Raw genomic sequence first — 18750 nt, 5'->3', positions numbered from 1 at the left:
CCAAGGAATCCAATCGAACGTTTTCAAAAACTTCGCTCATTGAACATTCGGTTAAAACATTCGAAAACTTCGGTTAAAAATTTTATCGTTTCAGGCCGTATCTTGCTTTTACGAGATGAATCTTCTTTTCCATTTCGTTCCAAAGCGATTCTTTGTTCGGATGAAAGGACGCGAAAACTCCCTGACGAATCAGATCTACGATCTCATCCAGGGAGAAATCCAGGAATCTCCATAGTTTATAATATTCGTATGTAAGATTTACGTTGAATATTTCGGGATCGTCCGTGTTGATGCTGAGCGGAAGCCCCTGATCGTAATAATAACGAACCGGATGATTCTGTTCCTTACGAACGTATTTTCCCGTAAACACGTTAGACGTCACACAGATCTCGATCGGGATACGATTCTCCCTTAGATATTTTACCAGCTCGGGGTCTTGGATTGCGGAGGTTCCGTGTCCGATTCTTTCGGCTTTGAGAAGTTCCACCGCTTCCCAGATCGCCCAAGGACCGTCGTCTTCTCCGGAATGTGCCACCACTCTGAGACCGGCTTCTCTCGCCTTTTGAAAAACGGCCTGGTAATCTCTCGCCGGTCCCATGAGTTCCGCGCCTCCGAGTCCGATCCCGATCACTTCCGGATGTCTCAGTTTTAAAACCCGGTCGAGGTTTTTCATCGCGTTTTCCGGCCCGAAAGAACGGGACACGTCGACTAACAAGCGTATGGTGATTCCGTCGTTTTCCTTTTCCTCCCGGATTCGATTTACGAGAAAGTTCGTCATCTCTTCGAAATCGAGTCCGTTCTGGATGAACTTCGACGGAGCAAAAAACACTTCGCTGTAGACGATGTTGTTGGCTCTCATGTATTCCGCGAGACTTCCCACAAAGAATGAAAAGTCGGAGGGTTCTTTTACGAGTGATTGAATGAAAAAAAATACCTGAATAAATCCGTTGAGATCTTTGAAGTTGAACTTAGCTTCGAACTCTTCGTCCGATATGCCGATCCCGTTCTTTGCCATCAACTGTTTCATCGTGTCTTTGTTGACGCAAGCTTCGAGATGGAGGTGAATTTCGGTCTTGGGTAGTTCCCGGAGGAAGTTGATTACGTCTTGATCGTCCGGTTTTTCCTTGGAAAGATCCCCGGAGGGAAAAAGCCCTTTGATCGGAACCGGCGTTTCCTGTGGGATTCCTGTTGTGGGAACTCCTAGAATCCAGGCCGGAGGGTCCAAAATTTCGAGTTCCATCAAACCCACTCTTTCGTTCAAGAGTTCGTTGATCTGTTTATCGAAAGAAATTTGTAAGGAAGACGAATAGGGCCGATCTGCGGGAAGTCTAGACTTCAACCGGCTCAGTTCGGTTACATCCCGATCGATGATCCGAATTCTGTCTAGAATCTCTCCAAAAGTTAAAGCCACCAAGACAAGATATATTTTCGAGGAAAAGATTTCAATTCTGATTCAAAACGGGGAGTTCGTACTAGGGGTCAGTGGATAGGGGTCAGATGTCAGGTTAAAACTTTTCCGATTTTATCGTAACGGCACGGAAGAGATCCGAGTTTTATCGTTCGTTTAAAAAAATGCGGGAGTTCCCGCACCGCAAGCGACACGCAGGGCTTGGTCCGGTAACTCAAGGACATTTCGGTTTCACAAACCGCTTTAAGGACCGAGCGGGACTCCGCGAGCCCGGAGTGGCGCGGTCCCGCGCCGAAAAACTAAAACGTTTTGCCACTATCGGATCTCCTCGCGGGATGCGGCCGTAAAAATTTTTGCGGCGGCTTCCGCACTTCTCACCGATTTAGCGCTCAGGAAAAACGACAATCTGCCGAAGTTTAAAAGAGCACCGGGGGTTATGTCCGATATGATCACAACACGCAAAACCTTTCTTCCTTTCGCCTTACCTTGTATATCCGAAAGAGCCATCGAAGAAGTCTCCTCCGTCCTTCGTTCCGGGTGGATCACTTCGGGACCGAAAGTAAAAGAGTTCGAGGAGGAATTTGCGCGTTACACCGGAGCAGACTACGCTCTCGCTTTGAACTCCGCGACCGCAGGACTTCACTTGGCCCTGGAAGCGATCGGAATGAGTCGTGCGGACGCGGCCATCTGTCCCGCCGTGACGTTCACCGCAACCGCGGAAGTGATCTGCTACTTCGACGCGGAGCCGATTCTCACCGACGTGGACCCCATCTTCAACCTGATGACCCCCGAAACTCTTCGCACTACGATCGAAAGAGAATGTATTTATCGGAACGGAACTCTGTTCCACAAAAAGACCGGAAAAACCGTAAGAGCGATCTTACCCGTTCATCTCGCTGGAGTCGTTTGCGACATGGAAGGTATATTAGAAATCGCTAAAGAATATCATCTTTACGTAATAGAAGACGCGGCTCACGCGTTCCCGGCCGTTCACAAAGGAAAAAAGATCGGAACCTTCGGAGATTTTACGGTTTTCAGTTTTTACGCCACCAAGGGAATCACAACCGGAGAAGGCGGAATGGTGACGACCAACCATTCGCACTTTGCCGAAAGAATCAAACTCATGCGTCTGCACGGAATCAATCGGGAAACCTACGATCGTCCCGGCTGGTATTACGAAGTGGTCTCTCCCGGTTTCAAATACAATATGACGGACATCGCCGCGGCTCTCGGAATCGTTCAACTTTCCGAAGCGGACGAACTTTGGAAACGAAGAATTTCAATTGCCGAGTTATACAAAAAAGAATTCTCCGACCTTCCGTTTTTACACCTTCCTCTTAACGCGCCGGACGGAGAACATTCCTGGCATCTCTTCAGAGTGGAAGTGGATCGAGCTTCTTCCAAAATGGATCGGGACATCTTCGCATCCGAATTAAAAAAACGGAATATAGGTTCCAGCCTTCATTTTATTCCTCTTTACGAACATCCGTTTTACGATTCTCGTTTCGGATTTAAGAAAGAACTTTTTCCCAACGCAAACGCGATGTATTCCAGATCCCTTTCGATCCCTCTTTTTCCGGGTATGAAGGACGAAGACGTTCAGGACGTAATCAAAGCGGTCAAAGAAATTTTCAACGGGCTTTGATCGCTTTCGAAACGGGCGCGCCCCTCGGAAATTCAGAGACTTCAAAATGAGATCGGAAGACCTCGGGTCAGGCTACTTCGGGCTCCGCTTCGCTCCGGTCCGATTTCTTCCTTAAAAAGAAGAGATATTTTCCTTTTAACGGACCAAACCCTTCGTATCCTTCGCGCGGGGCTTTATCGAAGCTTTTCTAAGCTTTACCGCAAAACCCGGATCTTTTCCATACCGTTACGGATCCAATCGGAAAAATTTTAACCCTGATATCTGACCTCTATCCACTAACATCTAATATGCTGGCCCCTAATACGAACTCCACTTTCAATCCAAATAACGATTGATTTCCAAAGAAAGCTCTTCCGGTTTTTCCATGTGAATCGCGTGTTTCGCACCGGGAATCAGAACGAGTTTGCTCTTTTTCAGATAAGAATGGAGTTCCTTCGTCATCGCCGCGTCCGTGATCGGATCTTCCTTACCGGAAACGATCAAGGCCGGAATCTTAATTCCCCCCAGTTTTTTTCCGAGAAAAATCTCCTCCTCTCTTTCCAACGTATTGATCGTCAAAAATTGATTCGGAAGCTCGTTCCAAGCTTGAATCAGAGCCTTTCTTGCGATTTTTCCGGGCAGCTCCGGAGTTTCGTAATACAACGCTTCGATGAGTTTCAAAAGACCGTCTTCGTTTTTAGGGAACAGAAGTTCCTTCATCTCGTCCCTTTGGCGATGAGGAATTCCTCCGGGGGATACGAGAACCAACTTGGAAATTCTTTTTTCCCGATCTCGGAGCGCGATATGCATCGCGATCAAGGCTCCCATCGAATGACCGCCTAATACGAGTTTGGTGAGATTCAGTTTACGAACGGCTTCGTAGATCAAATCTCCGAATACGTCCACTTGGTACAGATATTTCAGCGGCGGAAGTTTGCTCTTTCCGAATCCGGGAATATCAGGAATCAAAACCCGGTAGTCCTGTCGGATTTTAGGAGCCACTTTTCTAAGCCCCGTTGCGGAATCCAAAAGACCGTGGATCAAAAGAATGGTTTTATTTTTTTCGGGATTTTTTTCCAAAAAATAAATCGAATTCCCTCCGGTGTCCACTTCGAGATCTCGAAACCCGAGAATCTCTTTCATATATTTTTTCTTTTTCCATTGATAGTAATTCAGGAATAATCCGTACATCGACTTCATAAGTGCAGATTCTCTATTTCGTTTTGTTCTAACTTTTTGTAAAACCGGATTTATCCGTCTCAAAACTTAGCGAACCGGAATCCGAAAGAGTATTTCGGATGATCGACAACTTACCCGAATCCTATCAAGACTGAAATCGCACGTGCAGTTTCAAAGGATTTTTGACCGAGAACGTTTTTCCGGAACCGGTAAAAACAAGATCCGGAATTAGTTCTTGCAAAGAATGGAAAGTAAGTCGAAACTCACTTAAGGTTTTACCCGGGATCAGGATGCCAGACTCTTTACTTTCCGTTCTCTATTCGTTCTTCCATCCGATTCAGGAAGGAGTTCTCGCCTTAGACATGGCAACGGAAACCATCCTTTATCTGAATCCGGCTCTTGAAAATATTTTAGGTTATCCCGCCGAAGAACTCGAAGGCAAATCGATCGACGTCATTCTTTCCAGTTCCACATATCCGAGGGAAGCGATTACTATCAAACGCAACGAACCCTTAAAAGTCTATTGGCAACTCCGGTATAAAAGCGGGGAAAGAAAACTCGTCAATTTTACGATCAATACAACCAACTTTGCCGGACAGGACTTGCTGTTATTTTATTTCACCGATCAGTCCGAAATTCAACAAACGGAACTCAGACTTTACTATATGCAAAGTATCTTAAGAACCTTAAGACTTTTAAGGCAAAATCTGAGATACTTGACTTCGGAAAGTTCCGTCTTTCAAAAACTATGCGATACTCTCAAGGAAAATCCGCATTACTTTTTAGTCTGGGCCTTTTTTTTCAAAGACGGAGAGCTTCAGGTGCTGGGACAAAAGGATATGAATCCGGACTTAAAACTCAAAATTCATTCATTCATTTCTTCTAATATTCCATTCCCGATGAGGAATCTGATCGACACGAAGGATAATTTCGTCATTTACGAATTCGGAAACGGAAAATATCCCGAATGGGAATCTGTTTTTGCGGATCATAAATTCCGTAGAAGTCTTTCGATCGGAATCCGGGAAAAGGAAAAACTCCTGGGAGGAATCGAAATCCTATCCTTGGAAGGAATGGCCTTCGATTCCGGGGAAAATTTTCTCTACGAAGAAATCATCGCGGACGTCCACAGTTCCCTTCAAAACGCAAAAACCGAAAGAACAAGAATCGAAAACTCCAAAAAACTGCAGTTCCAAGGAGCGCTTCTCAATTCCATCGAGGTTCCACTCATTTCCACCGACGACGAAGGTTATATCACCTACGGAAATAAAAGCCTTGAAAGAATATTAGGAGTTTATAAAGAAGATTTCATAGACCTTCCGATCGCAAAATTCCTAAATCTGAGCCCCGCGATTTTAGACAAACTCTCCAAGGAAGAATTCAGAACCGAAATCAAAATGAAAGTTTTTCCAGACGTAGAGGTCCCGATGCTCCTCGCCTCTTCGACGATCAGGGACGAATACGGAAACTCGATCGGAACGATCCTCCTTCTGCTCGACATCACCGAGCAGAAAAAAAACGAGGAGCTGATCCGGTCCTCCGAAATCAAACTCAGAAACCTATTCTCCGCTATGAACAACGGAATCGTAATCCTCACCCCGGAAGGAATCGTTCTGGAAGTGGCTCCGATTCTCAAATTTCTTTTATTCCAAATTTTGAATGTAAATCCGGGGGAGAATTTATTTCCGCTCTTTGCCCCGAAAGTTTCCGAAGAAATCAAGACGGGAATCAAAAACTGCCTCGAATCCCACAGAGCCGTATTTCTGGATCTTCCGATTCAGTTCATCGAAGAGGAGGAAAATTTCTTTTCGATCAAAATTCTTCCTCTTAAAAAATATAGGGAGAACGGCGAGGCCGTGATGTTGATCTTTTCGGACATCACCCAGACCAAACTTTTGGACAAACAACTCTACGAAACTGCCAGATTCGCCTCCATAGGAGAACTCGCCGCCGGAATCGCGCACGAAGTGAACAATCCGCTTCAAGCCAGCCTACTCTACCTCGAAGAACTCATCGAAACGGAGGAATCCGATCCTGCGGAAAGACTGAAAATTTATAAAAGAATCGAAGCGGCGAGCGTTCGAATCCGGGATCTCATCAAGTCCCTCCTGGATTTAGGAAGAACCGTCGCGAGAGAAAAAGAACTCGTGTCTCCTTATTACATTCTTCTCAGAGCCTGCGAGTTGATCGAAGTTTCCTGCAAAAAGAACGGAATCGAACTTAAACGGATCGCAAATCCCGATCTTCCTAAAATTCGAGTGGCCTGGCAGGAAATCGAACAAGTTCTGATCAATTGTTTGGTGAACGCGATCAATGCGATCTCCGAAATGGAAGTCAAACCTGCATTTCCGAAAATTTCGATTACGGTTCGGAAAGAATTTCATTTGAACCGGGACTCGATTCTTTTTACAATTTTAGACAACGGTCCCGGAATGACAAAAGACGTTTTGGATAAGGCCTTTCTTCCTCTTTTTACCACCCGAAGAGGAAAACAAGGAACCGGTTTGGGCCTTGCCATTTCCCAAAGGATCATTTCCGAACACGACGGAACGATCTTCCTGGAATCTTCACCCGGAAACGGAACTAGGGTTTTGATTCGCCTTCCTATATAGGAAGGTTTTTGTGGTAAAATAGTGTTTGGCGTTAGTTTATGGAATCAAAATCTACTTCAGTACTCGTTATCGACGACGAATCCGAAATTCGTACGGTTCTGGAAAGGGTCATTTCCAGAGAAGGATATCGCGTGTTATCGGCCAAGGATTCCGATTCCGCTCTTGAAATCATCCGAAACCAAAAGATAGACGTGGTCATTTCGGATATCGTTATGAACGGTAAAAACGGCATCGAAGTCACGAAAGAAATCCGTAAAATCAACGAAAACATTCCCGTTATCCTAATGACCGGAAACCCGGATCTCACCACCGCCGAAGAGGCGGTTCGCAATCGCGCGTTCGATTATATCTCCAAACCGATCCGTCGTAAAAGTATTCTGGAAGTTATAGAAAAAGCTAAAATAGAAAAGGAAACCCGCGACAAACGCGCGGAAAACCTGATCAAATCGGAAACGGAAAACACCAAACTGGCGCAAAGAGCCAAAGATCTTTATTTACAAAATTATAATATACTAAATGCAACGAGCGACTGCGTGATCACTCTGGATCGGGATCTTAGATTCTCCGGTTTAAACCGGGCCGCTTTGGACGCGTTCGGATATACCGAAGAGGAAATCGTCGGAAAATCCTTCAACGTTCTGAGTCCTCCCGGACAAGAAACGCTTTACATGGACAGGGTGGTTCGACTCTTAAAAAGAAAAAACAAAAGACAAATTGCGAGGATGAATCGCGCGGATCTGAAAAGCAAAAACGGAGACGTGAGAACCTACGAAATCTCCGTTTGTTATTACGACATCGAAGGCCAGACTTATTACACCGGAATCGCAAGGGACATCACGAACAAACTTTTAATTTCGGAAAAACTCATAGACGCGGAAAGGCGAGCGTTTCTTTCCATTCTCGCTTCGAGTATCGGACACGAGATCAACAATTCTTTGACCGCGATTCAAGGCCATATCGAAATCGCAAAACTTCCGGACGCAACGGAACAAATCCGTCAAAAAACGATTCAGATCACCTGGAGCCAATTGATTAAGTTAAAAACTCTCACAAACAATCTTTTACAATTGGGAAAACCCGGCGAAAGTTTGAGGAAGTCCTCGGAATCGATCAATCTAAACGAATGTGTGGAAAGTGTGATCGACGTTTTTCAAAAAACCTCCAGACTCAAAAATTGCCGAATCCATTTTAAACCGGAGCCGACTCCGGTGATGGTGGAATCGGACCAGGACCAACTTGCACTTTTACTTTCCAATATCATTTTAAATTCCGCCGACGCAACCGGCAATCAAGGAAACATTCAAATTTCCATATATACGAGAAATCATCATCCGGTCGTTTCCATTTTGGACAACGGAATCGGAATGAACGAAGAAGTGATTCGAAAAATTTATCAGCCTTATTTTACTACAAAGGGAATCGGAAAAGGAACGGGACTCGGAATGTTCGTCGCTAAGGAAATCGCGGATCAACGCGGAATCAAAATCGAAATCGAATCGGAGCTTAATTCAGGATCGGAATTCCGTTTGGTTTTTCCGGACAAGGTATGAACGACATGATGAACTCTTCCGTCTCGTTAACGGATCAGGAATTGAAATTTCTGGAGTTTTCCGGAAAACTTCCTCAGAAAATCTACCCCATCACCGTAGAAGCCTCGGATCGAAAATACTTTCGTGTCGTTTATCCCGACCGAACCCTCGTTCTTTGTAAGGACGTTCGTTTTCAACACGACTTCGTCGAAATCGCGGATTTCCTAAGTCACGAACAATTCGTAGTTCCCGAAATTCTCAAAAAAGATCTGATTCATTTTTTGATCCTAATGACCGACGGCGGAGAAAAGGATCTAACCTCGATCGCCGACGATTTGGAATATAGGGAATGGCTCGTAAAATCGATCGAAATCCTGGTCAAATTGCAGAGGACAAATCCGATCCCTCCCGTAAGTTCGAGAGAATTCGACTTGGAAAAGTTCGATTTCGAAAGTACATTCACATATTCTAATTATTTAAAGCTCCAAAAAGAGTTCCGCCTCAAAACCCAATTACGAAGCGAAGTGATGATTTTCATCGAGGAATGTTCCGCCTTTCTGGCCGAATACCCCGTGAAAGTTTTTTGTCACAGGGATTTTCACGGAAGAAATCTTTTGATCAATTCGGAAAATCAAATTTGTATGATCGATTTTCAGGACGCTAGGATGGGAACTCCGTTTTACGATCTTGCAAGTATTCTTTACGACGCCTATAGGCCGATTCCGTTCGGAATGAGACAGGGACTATATCAGCTTTTTCTAAAACTCAGCGAGCAGAATTTTCCGAGATCCAAGGAATGCCACTACATCCAGTGTCTTCAACGTTCTTACAAGGCGCTCGGTTCTTACTTTTATTTGGTAGCCGACAAAAAAATGGATAAGTACAGGGAAAGCCTTCTTAACGCACTCGATAATCTTTTGGAAATCGTTCAGGCTGGTTTGTTTCCGGATCAACTCTACGTGTTCTTTTATCTCTTAAAGGAAGAACTCTTATCCAACTCCTCCTTTATGAAAGGAATCAAACGATGAAAACTCCAAAGGATTCGTTTTGAAATTTTTTATTCCCGCGGCGGGTTTCGGAACCAGAATGAAGGAACTCACCAAAGACGTTCCGAAACCTTTGCTTCCGTTAAACGGAATTCCTCTCGTATATTATTCCTTATTTCAAGCTTGGAAACAAAACGCGGAAGGTGCGGTCGTTAACACCCATTATCTGGGGGAAAAAATCCGTAAAGAACTCGAAACATTTTCCCTCTTCCCTTTGATCTTCTCGGAGGAAAAAAAAGAAATTTTAGGAACTGCGGGCGGAATCAGAACCGGTTTGGAAAAAGCGGGTTGGATGGGAGAAACGATCGGGATCATCAATCCGGACTTTCTCTACTTTCCGGAAAACCGTTTCCAAATGCCGAACTCCCTTTCGGAAAACGATTGCCTATTGTATCTTTTGCCTCAACCGGAGTCCGCGGGTTATACGGGACTAGGTCTTACCGACAAAAAGGTCTTTTTCACGAAGGGAAATCTATTTTACATAGGTATTGCAGTGTTGAACAGCCGAGTTCTGGAAGGAATTCAACCGGAAACCTACTTCGATCTTTCCCATATCTTTAAGGAACTTTCCGCCAAACAAATGTTAGCCGGAGAATTGTTTCCGGGAGAAGCGGTCGACTTGGGAGAAAAGGAATATTATCTTTCTCTAAAGGAAGAAAATTTTTCGGAACGTTTAGGTTCCCGTTGGAAAGAATTTTTGGAACTTTGCCGACTTCCTACTCAGAGATAAGAGGAAAGACACCAAGCGCAGATCCCGTTTCCCGCTCGAACCGGTTCGGGAATCCCTTTGATCGGAACATCGTCCGGGATTTTGGAAAAAAAAATCCGATCGTCCACGGTTCTTCCGCAATAACTGCAACGATTTGTTTTCCAAGGAAGTTCGGTTTCCTGTTCGTGACTTTCTTTCGGAAAGGATAAAACCCCCTCGTAGTTCCGATTTTTTTTACGAATACTTCTATATTCCTCTCCGAAGGGCACCTCCAATCTGGAAGTATGGACTTTTTCTCCGACACTGATTCGGAGCAACTCGGGCTTTAGTCCGGTTTCCCGAAGAATAAGGATCGAAAACGCAAGTCCTATATCCCTGCCGTCCTCGTCTTCGGGATAAGAATCATAGTAATCCATTAAATCCTTATATTCCATCGCGGATGCGAGATATTTTCTAAGGCGTTCTTCAATAAAAGGAATCACTTTAGAATTATTTAATACTTCGGCGGCGATCCCCGTATGATTATGACGAATGATCACTTTCAAAAACAAACCTTTCGTCTTTAACGCGTTTCGCACGGCGTTTGAGTCGAAGGTATTTAAGAACTTTCTAAATTCTTCCTCGCTGGTTTCGAACGCGTTTTGATCCAAAAAATCGATCCCCTCCTCCTGATAAAAGTATTCCCTCAGGTTGGACATCGCGCCGTGTAAAAGCATTTCCTGAATTACCGAATAAACGACCGGAGCCAGATCGCTTTTGTTGTAGTTTTCGAGGCAGAGTTTTAGGAACTTTTCCAGATTCCGTCGAAAAGAATCGTTGAGTACATATCCCGTGAGTTCGATCCGCGTTCCGGTTTCGATCGCCCTGAGAAGACGGGTCCATCTTTTAAATTCTTGGTCCATTTTTCTTGAGAAAAAATTCTCAAGTAAAACTATCTGAGTTTTTCGGGAAAGAAAACCCATTTTTAGCTCGCTTTGGAAAAAGAAAAGGTATATGCGAACTTTAGAATTTAAGAAATCTATTTCTTTCGAAGCCCCGTCGTAAATTCGACTCGACGAAAAAAAATATGCCAACCCCGACCTACGAGTAAATTCTCAAAAGATCGGGATTGGCAAAATTTGGAGATCCGTAAGTTGCAAACAGTGTAAGAACATAACTAAAATTCAACGGCGACGAAGGCACGGATTAAAAGTCCCAACGACGCGCATTGAATATCACGGAAACGGCTAAAAACGTTTTGTAAGACATATTTCCCCCGCAAGGACAAAACTAGAAACTAAGACTAGTTAGGCGAGAGAAGGAGGAGGTAAATTCAGCAGATTTAGAGTTTGGAAGTTACAGAAATGGAATTGGAACCTATCCTGGAGGGAAGTTACTTTGCCTTTGAATACGAATAGGATATTTTTATGGGTTAAAGAGAGGAAACTAAGTAGGAATTCAAACTCTTCCTCCAACTGAACCGGCTCTTTGTATTCGGATTCGACCCCGTCTATTGTTTGTTTGTGGGGATGCAACTTCCCGGGAAGATTGCCGGAAGGAACGACTGAAATGGATAGAAACAAAAACGCCAGGATAAAAATCGTTAGTTGAAAGCCGATTTTGTTTCTGCGTCCCTTCACGCCTTCATCCGGCTTTTTATTTTAAAAGATGTCAAGCAGGAAAATGAATTTTCAGATTTTGTCCTTAGACAAAATGAACATTTAGTCACCCATAATTCTTTTCCGAAGTTTCTATTTGTCCGAAATCATATCGCCTAACGGCTCGAAGTTTTTTAGAGTTTGTGAGGGAAATTTGCAGGAGTTCCCACACTTGTGAAACTAAAGTGTCTCGCTTCTATTGGCGCTCGACAGATTTTAAGAAGGTCTTTAGTTTCCCAAAATTCTTTTCCGAAGGGACTCCCCTTCTTTTTCAAAACCGGCCTTATTCAAAAGGGCGAACATATTCTTTTTATACGCTTCCACTCCGGGTTGGTCAAAGGGATTGACGCCTAAAACGTAACCGGAAATCGCACAGGAATATTCAAAAAAATACATCACTTCTCCCAGAGATTCGAGCGATATATCCGGAAAGACAAGTTCCAAACAGGGAACTCCTCCGTCGGCATGTGCGAGCATGGTTCCGAGTCTGGCTTGTTCGTTCACGTACCCGAGCGTATTCCCCGATAGGAAATTGAGAGAATCCAAATTATCGGGAGTCGGCTTCAAAGTCAGGTTCGAACGAACCTCGGACGGACTTAGGACCGTTTCGAATAATATTCGTTTTCCCTCCTGAACGTATTGTCCGAGAGAATGAAGATCGGTCGTAAAATCCATGGAGGCGGGAAAAATTCCCTTATTCTCTTTTCCTTCGCTTTCCCCGAACAGTTGTTTCCACCACTCGGAAATATATCGGAGTGAAGGATTAAAGTTCGCTAATACTTCTACGTATCGTCCCTCGGATAAGAAATAGTTCCTTAACGCGGAATAATATACGGCCGGATTCCGCACCGGATCGGCCTCGGTGTGAAGATCGTTCAGAATATTCTGAAATCCTAATATGAATTTGCGAATCGAAATCCCGGCCGCCGCCAACGGAAACAATCCTACGGGAGTCAAAACGGAATACCTTCCTCCCACGTTATCCGGAATTGTAAACGTATCGAATCCTTCCGCATCCGCAAACGTTTTCAGGGCGCCTTTCGAAACATCGGTAGTCGCGACAACTCTGGAAGCCGCGGAGGTTCCGTATTTTTTTCGAAGAAGTTCCCAAAATAGACGAAACGCGATCGCGGGTTCGGTGGTCGTTCCCGACTTTGAGATGACGTTCACAGAAAAATCCCGATCTTCGAGATATTCCATCAGCTCGGACAAATATCTGGATTCGAGATGATGTCCCGCAAAAATGACTTCCGGATTTCCTTTGGAGGATTTTCTGAAAAACGGAAGAGTAGCCTCCAATACGGCGCGGGATCCGAGATAAGATCCTCCGATTCCGATCACAACGATTACTTCGGATGCGGCCCGCAATCGTTGGGCAACTTGGATGATTCTTTCGATTTCCAATTCTTCCATTTCTTTGGGAAGATTCAACCATCCTAAATATTCGTTTCCTTTTCCTTGGAAAGAATGAAGTGTACGTCGAGCGGCTTCCGCTTCCGTCAAAAAGGATTCGAATTTTCGGGAATGTATGAAAGAAGTGGCGAACCTGGTTTCTAATCGAATCATAATTTATTACGAAATTCCCTTTTCACATTTCTGTCGCGAAAGCAGTTCCAAATTCTCCCCAAAAGAGAACGCTTGAACAGTTTGAAAAAACGAAATCGACGGGCAAGAAAAATCCGCTTTGATGCAGTCCATGTTACTTTCAGCGTTGAATTCAATTTTGCTCCTTAGGGTCGCAACCATGTGCAGCCTGCGGGGATTTTTACAGAAGATCTAGAATTTTGCTGGAGTTCCCGCGTTTCGAGTAACGAGGGAGTTAGGGCTTCACATCTCGACTAATCTTACTTGTCCGCTAATGTCTGAATTCAGACCCTAAAATGCGGGAACTACAACAAGTTCTTTCCGTTTTTTAACACCGTTAGGCGAAGTTACGAAAAAAAGCTCGGTCCTAAAACTCAAACTTCGCTCACTCCTCCTATGTTTCTTATTGCCAAACCCTCCCGCTACGGGTCCACGGCGTCGTGATCACAGATCGGAAGGAGGCGCCCGTATTTTAACGTGAATTTGATATAACCAATGCGAAAGCGATTGAAACGGAATCAACAAATTGGAATGACGAAAGAGTTTCTCTTTGAGAGCGATCTATCAATTTGTTGATTGGAGCATTATGTTTCTACCCGTAGGGAGAAACATTGAGTTCAAGCGCGGTCGGTCGCATTTTTGCTATGAAATTCGCGACCTGCCACACGCCCCTTAGGAAGTCGACTTGAGTTTCTTATTCGCCCGAACTTTCTCCACAAACCGCGCTATTTTAAAAGTAAGATCTTACAAACTCTAAAATGGAGAAGGATTGACGAGAATCAATCCTTTCGACAATGTTTCCGAGATTTTCCAAATCAGCCATTGAATGAATCAAGATGAATTAACAAAAATCCTGAAAAGCGAGTTTCCTGCAAACGAGGAAAACATTCGCTTTTTCTCCGCTCCGGGTAGAATCAACATCATCGGCGAACATGTGGATTACGTGGGTGGAATCGTTCTTCCCGCTGCGATCGACTTTTCGATCCGAATCGCAATTCGTAAAAATAAGGTACGAAAATTCGGAATTTATTCCATTTCTTCCGGAGAAAAAATCGAAACAGAATCGATCGTTTATGATTCCAATCATCACTGGGTAAACTATGTCTATGGAGTGATCGAAGAATTTAGAAAACTCGGTTTCATTTCGGATTTTTTCGACTTAGTCGTCTGGGGCAATATTCCGCAAGGCGCCGGACTTTCTTCTTCCGCCGCATTCGAAGTCGCGATCGCATTCGCTCTTTCCGAAATTCACGACTGGAAACTTTCCAGAGAAGAGATCGCTTTGTTAAGTCAAAACGCAGAAAATCACTTTGTCGGAGTCAATTGCGGAATTATGGATCAATTCGTTATCTCCACCGCAAAGGAAGGATTTTGTATCGCTCTCGATACGGAAAGTCTACGGTATGATTTTCACCAGATGGATTTGGAAGGTCACGAATTTTATCTGATTGATTCGAAGGTAAAACATTCGCTTAAGGACAGCGCTTACAATCGTCGCAGAAAAGAGGTGGAATCCGCGTTTCAAAAAATCAAAAAATACAAACCCTCCCTCCAAACTCTTTATCAAGCCGAATTAGAAGATTTGGAAAACGTTTCGTTCGGCCTTTCCGAAATCGAACAAAAAAGGGCAAGACACGTTATCGGAGAAAGACTTAGAACTTTTAATTTGATCGAGAATTTAAAAAGCGGTAATGCGAAAGCGGTGGGCGAAATCCTTTTCGAATGCCATCTTTCCCTTTCCAAAGATTACGAAGTTTCTTGCGAAGAAACGGATTTTATAGTCGAAGAGCTTAGATTAGAAGGAACTCCGGGTGCAAGAATGATCGGAGGAGGTTTTGGCGGTTGTGTTTTGGTACTGGACAAAGTAGGTAGAAAGAATACTTTGTTTGATAAAATAAAAATTCGTTACTTTAAACAATTTGAAAACGAACCGGAATTATACTCGTTTCGTATCTCCGACGGAGTTAAAGAATTTTAAAATCTTTGATCCGAGTCGATAGGCGCGTTTACATACGCGATCCGTATCTCGTTCAATTCAATTTTACGTCGAATGAAAAGTAGAAAATTAGAATATTCAAATCATATTGCTCGTCTTTTGAGCTGCGAGAAATGTCCGAAAATGGTAGGCAACCCGGTTCACGGCTGTGTTCCGTCCTCAAGGATCATCAGTTTAGGCCAGGCTCCCGGTGTTCACGAAGAAAGATTCGGCAGACCCTTTGCCTACACGGCGGGTAAAACACTTTTCGGCTGGTTCAATAAGATCGGAATCGAAGAGGAAGTCTTTCGAAGTAAAGTGAACATGTCCGCGGTATGTAGATGTTTTCCCGGTAAAGCGAAGAGCGGTGATCGTAAACCGGATGCGGAAGAAGTAAAGAACTGTTCCGAGTTTCTCGAATTCGAAGTTCGTTTTCATAAGCCGGAACTTTTGATTCCGATCGGGAAACTCGCGATTGATCAGTTGTTTGAGTGCGGGAAGTACAAACTTGAGGACGTGATCGGTAGGAGTTTTTCGCGTGAACTCTACGGAATCCGACTCGATTGGGTCCCGTTACCGCATCCGTCGGGGCTGAACGTATGGAATCATACGGAGATTGGCAAAAAATTGATACAAAGAGCATTGGATACTCTCAAGAATCATCCCGTTATTCGAGAAGAATTCTTTCTTTGATCAAAGTTTTGTGGGAACTCCCTTAAAAAATGAATTATAAACTTGGACAAGCTTATTCATCGGAAGCTTAAGCGGAAATTTTACCAAATTATTTGTTATTTTTGGATTTAGAATTTGTCCTTAAACATCATCCTCTTTCCCGTATCTACGAGTAGCCGCTGAATTTAAGAGTTTCAGACTAATTTTTAATATCAGTGCTTGTTCCAAAACTTGAAAAGAAAAGCAAGGGAGTTCCCACATTTCTAAGGCTCTGGACAAGCTCTAAATATATTTGAAAAATCAATTCATAAAAAGTATATTAAACATACCCGTTATTACAGAAGTTCATTACAAATTATATTAACGTGTGTTCGATATAAAAGATGCGAAAACGATTATTATGTTGCGATACATAGAGAACAACATTGAGTTCACAGAATTAAAAATCGGAATAAAGGAGTTATTAAATTCATGCGCATTTTGTTACGTCAAACTCTTGATATATTATAAAAATATATTATTCTATTTTTTCGGGAAATCGTTTTAAGATATGAACCAATCTTTGAGAAAGTCCAAAATTCAAATCCAGATACCAAACTAATGCAATTTTTGGATTCTTGAATTTATTTAATTCATTTAAAAATGGATTTTGAGAATCGATAAAATATTCCCAATTCAATAAAAGAGTGTAGAGATAACAATTTGATACCCCATGGGAACGAGAAAGTAGGGTTAATTCTTCCCAATTGAAACCATTGACTCTTACATTCAGTTTTATCAAATCATTCCCTTTTTTTTGATATAAAGAAGTAAATGTTTTATTATGAATCCTTTGGCTTTTCAGTATTTTTGTTCTATATTTCTTTAAAAGAAATTCTAAATTTTTTCCGATTTGTTTCTGATTTTTCAACCCAAGTCTTTTATAAAAGTTCTTAGGAACCAAAAAGGAACAAGTAATTTTACGCGTCCCTTGCGATGATAATGTTTCGTTTTTAAGTTTTTTGTTTACCACACCCTACTACGGTTCTTCAATAGTTCAGCGTGGAGCGATGTAAGAATAAAATTTAATGTTTTTTTGTAAATTTTGTAAAAAAACGCAAACAACAACATTAAAATCCTATGAAATTACGAACTTGATATTAGGAGATCCCGCAGTGCTTCATCAAGTCTTGGATATAAAAAAGAGAATCCTGACTTTTGCAATTTCTCCGGTATTACTCTCTGACCCTTTACGATTATATTTGCACCATCTCCAAAGAGGGACTTTAGCAATGTTGCAGGAACTCTAAAGAATGCAGGACGCTTCAATATTTGAGCAAGAGTTTTTGAAAATATTTCATTGCTTAACGGATTCGGCGCGACAAGATTGAATGGACCGGAAAGTTTATGATTTTCAATTAATTGAACAATAGAACCAACTAAATCGTCGATATGAATCCAACTTAAGATTTGTTTTCCAGAACCAATCGGACCGCCAAAACCAAACCGAAAGGAAGGAAGCATACTTTTTAGCGCTCCCCCAAAAAGACTTAAAACAATTCCAGTCCTGGCTTGAATCAATCTTATACCAAATTTTGTAACCGGCTCGGCGGCAGCTTCCCAATCAACACATAAAGATGCGAGATAATCTTGACCAGGAGAAGAATCTTCCGTGAAATTTGCGGTATCATTTTCAAAAGAACCGTAATACCCAATAGCAGATCCTTGAATCAAAACTTTTGGTGGAGTTCCCGCAATTTTAGAAATAGAAGAAACCAAATTTTCGGTATAATTCACCCTGGAAAAACGAATCTCATCTTTTACTTTCTGAGTCCATCTAACTCCAGCGATGGGTGATCCTGCAAAATTCACTATACCATCTAACCCTTCCAAATTCTCAGATTTTGGAAAATCTCCTCTGACAATCTCCAAATTTTTCTTACCTCGAAGAAGTACGGGAATGTTGGAGGAGCGACTAAAAATTCTTACCGAAAAACCCATTTCAAGCAAGCGAAGTGCAAGAGCTCTTCCTATCAATCCGGTTCCACCGGCAATTCCTATATTCATCACTAATAACCTTTACTTCTTTTTTCGGAGGCAGTAAATACCAGAATCCTGATTGCCCAAAGGTCGGAGTTCCCGCATTTTGCTTTTATGATTCCCACAAACCTACTATCAAAGATTTTAGCTTGGATTTTTCCAACCGCAATCATAATCGGAAATCTGTATCTTTTCAATACTACGAAGAATAAGATCGATGCATTTACGATCCAACCTCCATTTTTATCCTTTGATTTTACGAATTCTTACCTTTCAAATAGCGATTCCAGGATCGGCCATCTATTGGATCGAAATCCTAATACAACATGGACTAAACTTCGTAATTCAAATGGTAAAGAAGATTTTTTATTAGAATTAAGACAAACGCATCATCTTAAAAAGAAGACTCCTAAAATTTCAGAATGGAAAACTCTTCATGTTGTAGGTTGCAAACAAACTCTAGAAAAATTAAAGCTCGGTTTAATCCTGAGGGAATCGATCGATATGGATAAAGAACTTAGGTTGCCTAAGGATAGAATTTTAGGTGAAAGAGTTTTGAGTTTTTCAGAATCAAAATATTTTAAGATTCCCTTAAAATCCTACTATCAACCGGAAATAAGTTTGGAGTTCCCGCAGAAAATGTTTATCTGGACGGTCAGTGGGACCTGGATTACAGAAAATCCGAACAATCCAAATGTAAGAAAAGGGTTTTGTTTGGAAGATATATGGCTGAGCGAAGAATAAACTCACGATTTC

General features: G+C 42.7%; 15 protein-coding genes. 8 read left to right on the top strand and 7 right to left on the bottom strand.

The window, feature by feature from the left end:
- Positions 1-82: 82 nt before the first annotated feature.
- Entirely contained in the window at positions 83-1411 is a 1329-nt protein-coding gene (gene add / locus LEP1GSC194_RS10725) for an adenosine deaminase (protein WP_036042289.1), read from the bottom strand.
- 433 nt (positions 1412-1844) lie between these two features.
- Between add and LEP1GSC194_RS10720 the strand changes: the two genes are divergently transcribed.
- Entirely contained in the window at positions 1845-3053 is a 1209-nt protein-coding gene (locus tag LEP1GSC194_RS10720) for a DegT/DnrJ/EryC1/StrS family aminotransferase (protein ID WP_020773626.1), read from the top strand.
- A gap of 315 nt (positions 3054-3368) precedes the next feature.
- Here LEP1GSC194_RS10720 and LEP1GSC194_RS10715 read toward each other — a convergent pair whose 3' ends face one another.
- On the bottom strand, positions 3369-4232 hold the full coding sequence (locus LEP1GSC194_RS10715; RefSeq protein WP_020773624.1) for an alpha/beta fold hydrolase: 864 nt from the start codon (positions 4230-4232) through the stop codon (positions 3369-3371).
- 269 nt (positions 4233-4501) lie between these two features.
- Between LEP1GSC194_RS10715 and LEP1GSC194_RS10710 the strand changes: the two genes are divergently transcribed.
- Genes LEP1GSC194_RS10710 through LEP1GSC194_RS10695 form a run of 4 tightly spaced genes read left to right on the top strand, consistent with a single transcriptional unit; the run spans position 4502 to position 10128 of the window.
- Complete coding sequence (locus tag LEP1GSC194_RS10710) at positions 4502-6823, top strand: ATP-binding protein (RefSeq protein WP_036042286.1); 2322 nt, start codon at positions 4502-4504, stop codon at positions 6821-6823.
- A 38-nt stretch (positions 6824-6861) separates the two neighbouring features.
- On the top strand, positions 6862-8373 hold the full coding sequence (locus LEP1GSC194_RS10705) for a hybrid sensor histidine kinase/response regulator (protein WP_020773612.1): 1512 nt from the start codon (positions 6862-6864) through the stop codon (positions 8371-8373).
- A gap of 8 nt (positions 8374-8381) precedes the next feature.
- Entirely contained in the window at positions 8382-9380 is a 999-nt protein-coding gene (locus LEP1GSC194_RS10700; protein WP_036042281.1) for an aminoglycoside phosphotransferase family protein, read from the top strand.
- Positions 9381-9399: 19 nt separating this feature from the next.
- A complete protein-coding gene (locus tag LEP1GSC194_RS10695) occupies positions 9400-10128 on the top strand; it encodes a sugar phosphate nucleotidyltransferase (protein WP_020773607.1) in 729 nt (242 codons plus the stop codon).
- On the opposite strand, the gene LEP1GSC194_RS10690 is transcribed toward LEP1GSC194_RS10695, so the two are convergent.
- The 3 genes from LEP1GSC194_RS10690 to LEP1GSC194_RS10680 form a co-directional block, all read right to left on the bottom strand.
- Positions 10119-11009 (bottom strand): hypothetical protein, encoded by an 891-nt coding sequence (locus LEP1GSC194_RS10690; RefSeq protein WP_036042279.1) that lies wholly within the window; start codon positions 11007-11009, stop codon positions 10119-10121. The genes LEP1GSC194_RS10695 and LEP1GSC194_RS10690 overlap by 10 nt on opposite strands.
- 384 nt (positions 11010-11393) lie before the next feature.
- Positions 11394-11726 (bottom strand): hypothetical protein, encoded by a 333-nt coding sequence (locus LEP1GSC194_RS10685; protein WP_017807653.1) that lies wholly within the window; start codon positions 11724-11726, stop codon positions 11394-11396.
- Between the two features lie 246 nt (positions 11727-11972).
- On the bottom strand, positions 11973-13310 hold the full coding sequence (locus LEP1GSC194_RS10680; protein ID WP_020773599.1) for a glucose-6-phosphate isomerase: 1338 nt from the start codon (positions 13308-13310) through the stop codon (positions 11973-11975).
- A gap of 844 nt (positions 13311-14154) precedes the next feature.
- Between LEP1GSC194_RS10680 and galK the strand changes: the two genes are divergently transcribed.
- Positions 14155-15306 carry a galactokinase gene (galK, locus tag LEP1GSC194_RS10675; RefSeq protein WP_020773619.1) on the top strand — a complete coding sequence of 384 codons (1152 nt, stop codon included), beginning with the start codon at positions 14155-14157 and terminating at the stop codon, positions 15304-15306.
- 72 nt (positions 15307-15378) lie between these two features.
- A complete protein-coding gene (locus tag LEP1GSC194_RS10670) occupies positions 15379-15996 on the top strand; it encodes a uracil-DNA glycosylase family protein (RefSeq protein ID WP_017808234.1) in 618 nt (205 codons plus the stop codon).
- 496 nt (positions 15997-16492) lie between these two features.
- Here LEP1GSC194_RS10670 and LEP1GSC194_RS10665 read toward each other — a convergent pair whose 3' ends face one another.
- Both LEP1GSC194_RS10665 and LEP1GSC194_RS10660 read right to left on the bottom strand, forming a co-directional pair.
- Entirely contained in the window at positions 16493-16987 is a 495-nt protein-coding gene (locus tag LEP1GSC194_RS10665; RefSeq protein WP_020773629.1) for a DUF1564 family protein, read from the bottom strand.
- Between the two features lie 113 nt (positions 16988-17100).
- Positions 17101-18021 carry a TIGR01777 family oxidoreductase gene (locus LEP1GSC194_RS10660; protein WP_020773582.1) on the bottom strand — a complete coding sequence of 307 codons (921 nt, stop codon included), beginning with the start codon at positions 18019-18021 and terminating at the stop codon, positions 17101-17103.
- 87 nt (positions 18022-18108) lie between these two features.
- Between LEP1GSC194_RS10660 and LEP1GSC194_RS10655 the strand changes: the two genes are divergently transcribed.
- Positions 18109-18738 carry a hypothetical protein gene (locus LEP1GSC194_RS10655; protein WP_020773617.1) on the top strand — a complete coding sequence of 210 codons (630 nt, stop codon included), beginning with the start codon at positions 18109-18111 and terminating at the stop codon, positions 18736-18738.
- Positions 18739-18750: the final 12 nt, after the last annotated feature.

Source organism: Leptospira alstonii serovar Sichuan str. 79601 (assembly GCF_000347175.1).
Lineage (GTDB): Bacteria > Spirochaetota > Leptospiria > Leptospirales > Leptospiraceae > Leptospira > Leptospira alstonii.
This window is presented reverse-complemented; position numbering and strand designations above follow the sequence as displayed.

What these genes read in the sequence shown, in the direction of transcription:
- LEP1GSC194_RS10710 (WP_036042286.1), top strand. Translation starts at nt 4,502, where the DNA reads ATGCCAGACTCTTTACTTTCCGTTCTCTATTCGTTCTTCCATCCGATT.
- LEP1GSC194_RS10690 (WP_036042279.1), bottom strand. Translation starts at nt 11,009, where the DNA reads ATGGACCAAGAATTTAAAAGATGGACCCGTCTTCTCAGGGCGATCGAA.
- LEP1GSC194_RS10660 (WP_020773582.1), bottom strand. Translation starts at nt 18,021, where the DNA reads ATGAATATAGGAATTGCCGGTGGAACCGGATTGATAGGAAGAGCTCTT.
- galK (WP_020773619.1), top strand. Translation starts at nt 14,155, where the DNA reads ATGAATCAAGATGAATTAACAAAAATCCTGAAAAGCGAGTTTCCTGCA.
- LEP1GSC194_RS10655 (WP_020773617.1), top strand. Translation starts at nt 18,109, where the DNA reads ATGATTCCCACAAACCTACTATCAAAGATTTTAGCTTGGATTTTTCCA.
- LEP1GSC194_RS10680 (WP_020773599.1), bottom strand. Translation starts at nt 13,310, where the DNA reads ATGATTCGATTAGAAACCAGGTTCGCCACTTCTTTCATACATTCCCGA.
- LEP1GSC194_RS10700 (WP_036042281.1), top strand. Translation starts at nt 8,382, where the DNA reads ATGAACTCTTCCGTCTCGTTAACGGATCAGGAATTGAAATTTCTGGAG.
- LEP1GSC194_RS10720 (WP_020773626.1), top strand. Translation starts at nt 1,845, where the DNA reads ATGTCCGATATGATCACAACACGCAAAACCTTTCTTCCTTTCGCCTTA.
- LEP1GSC194_RS10670 (WP_017808234.1), top strand. Translation starts at nt 15,379, where the DNA reads ATGAAAAGTAGAAAATTAGAATATTCAAATCATATTGCTCGTCTTTTG.
- LEP1GSC194_RS10705 (WP_020773612.1), top strand. Translation starts at nt 6,862, where the DNA reads ATGGAATCAAAATCTACTTCAGTACTCGTTATCGACGACGAATCCGAA.
- LEP1GSC194_RS10715 (WP_020773624.1), bottom strand. Translation starts at nt 4,232, where the DNA reads ATGAAGTCGATGTACGGATTATTCCTGAATTACTATCAATGGAAAAAG.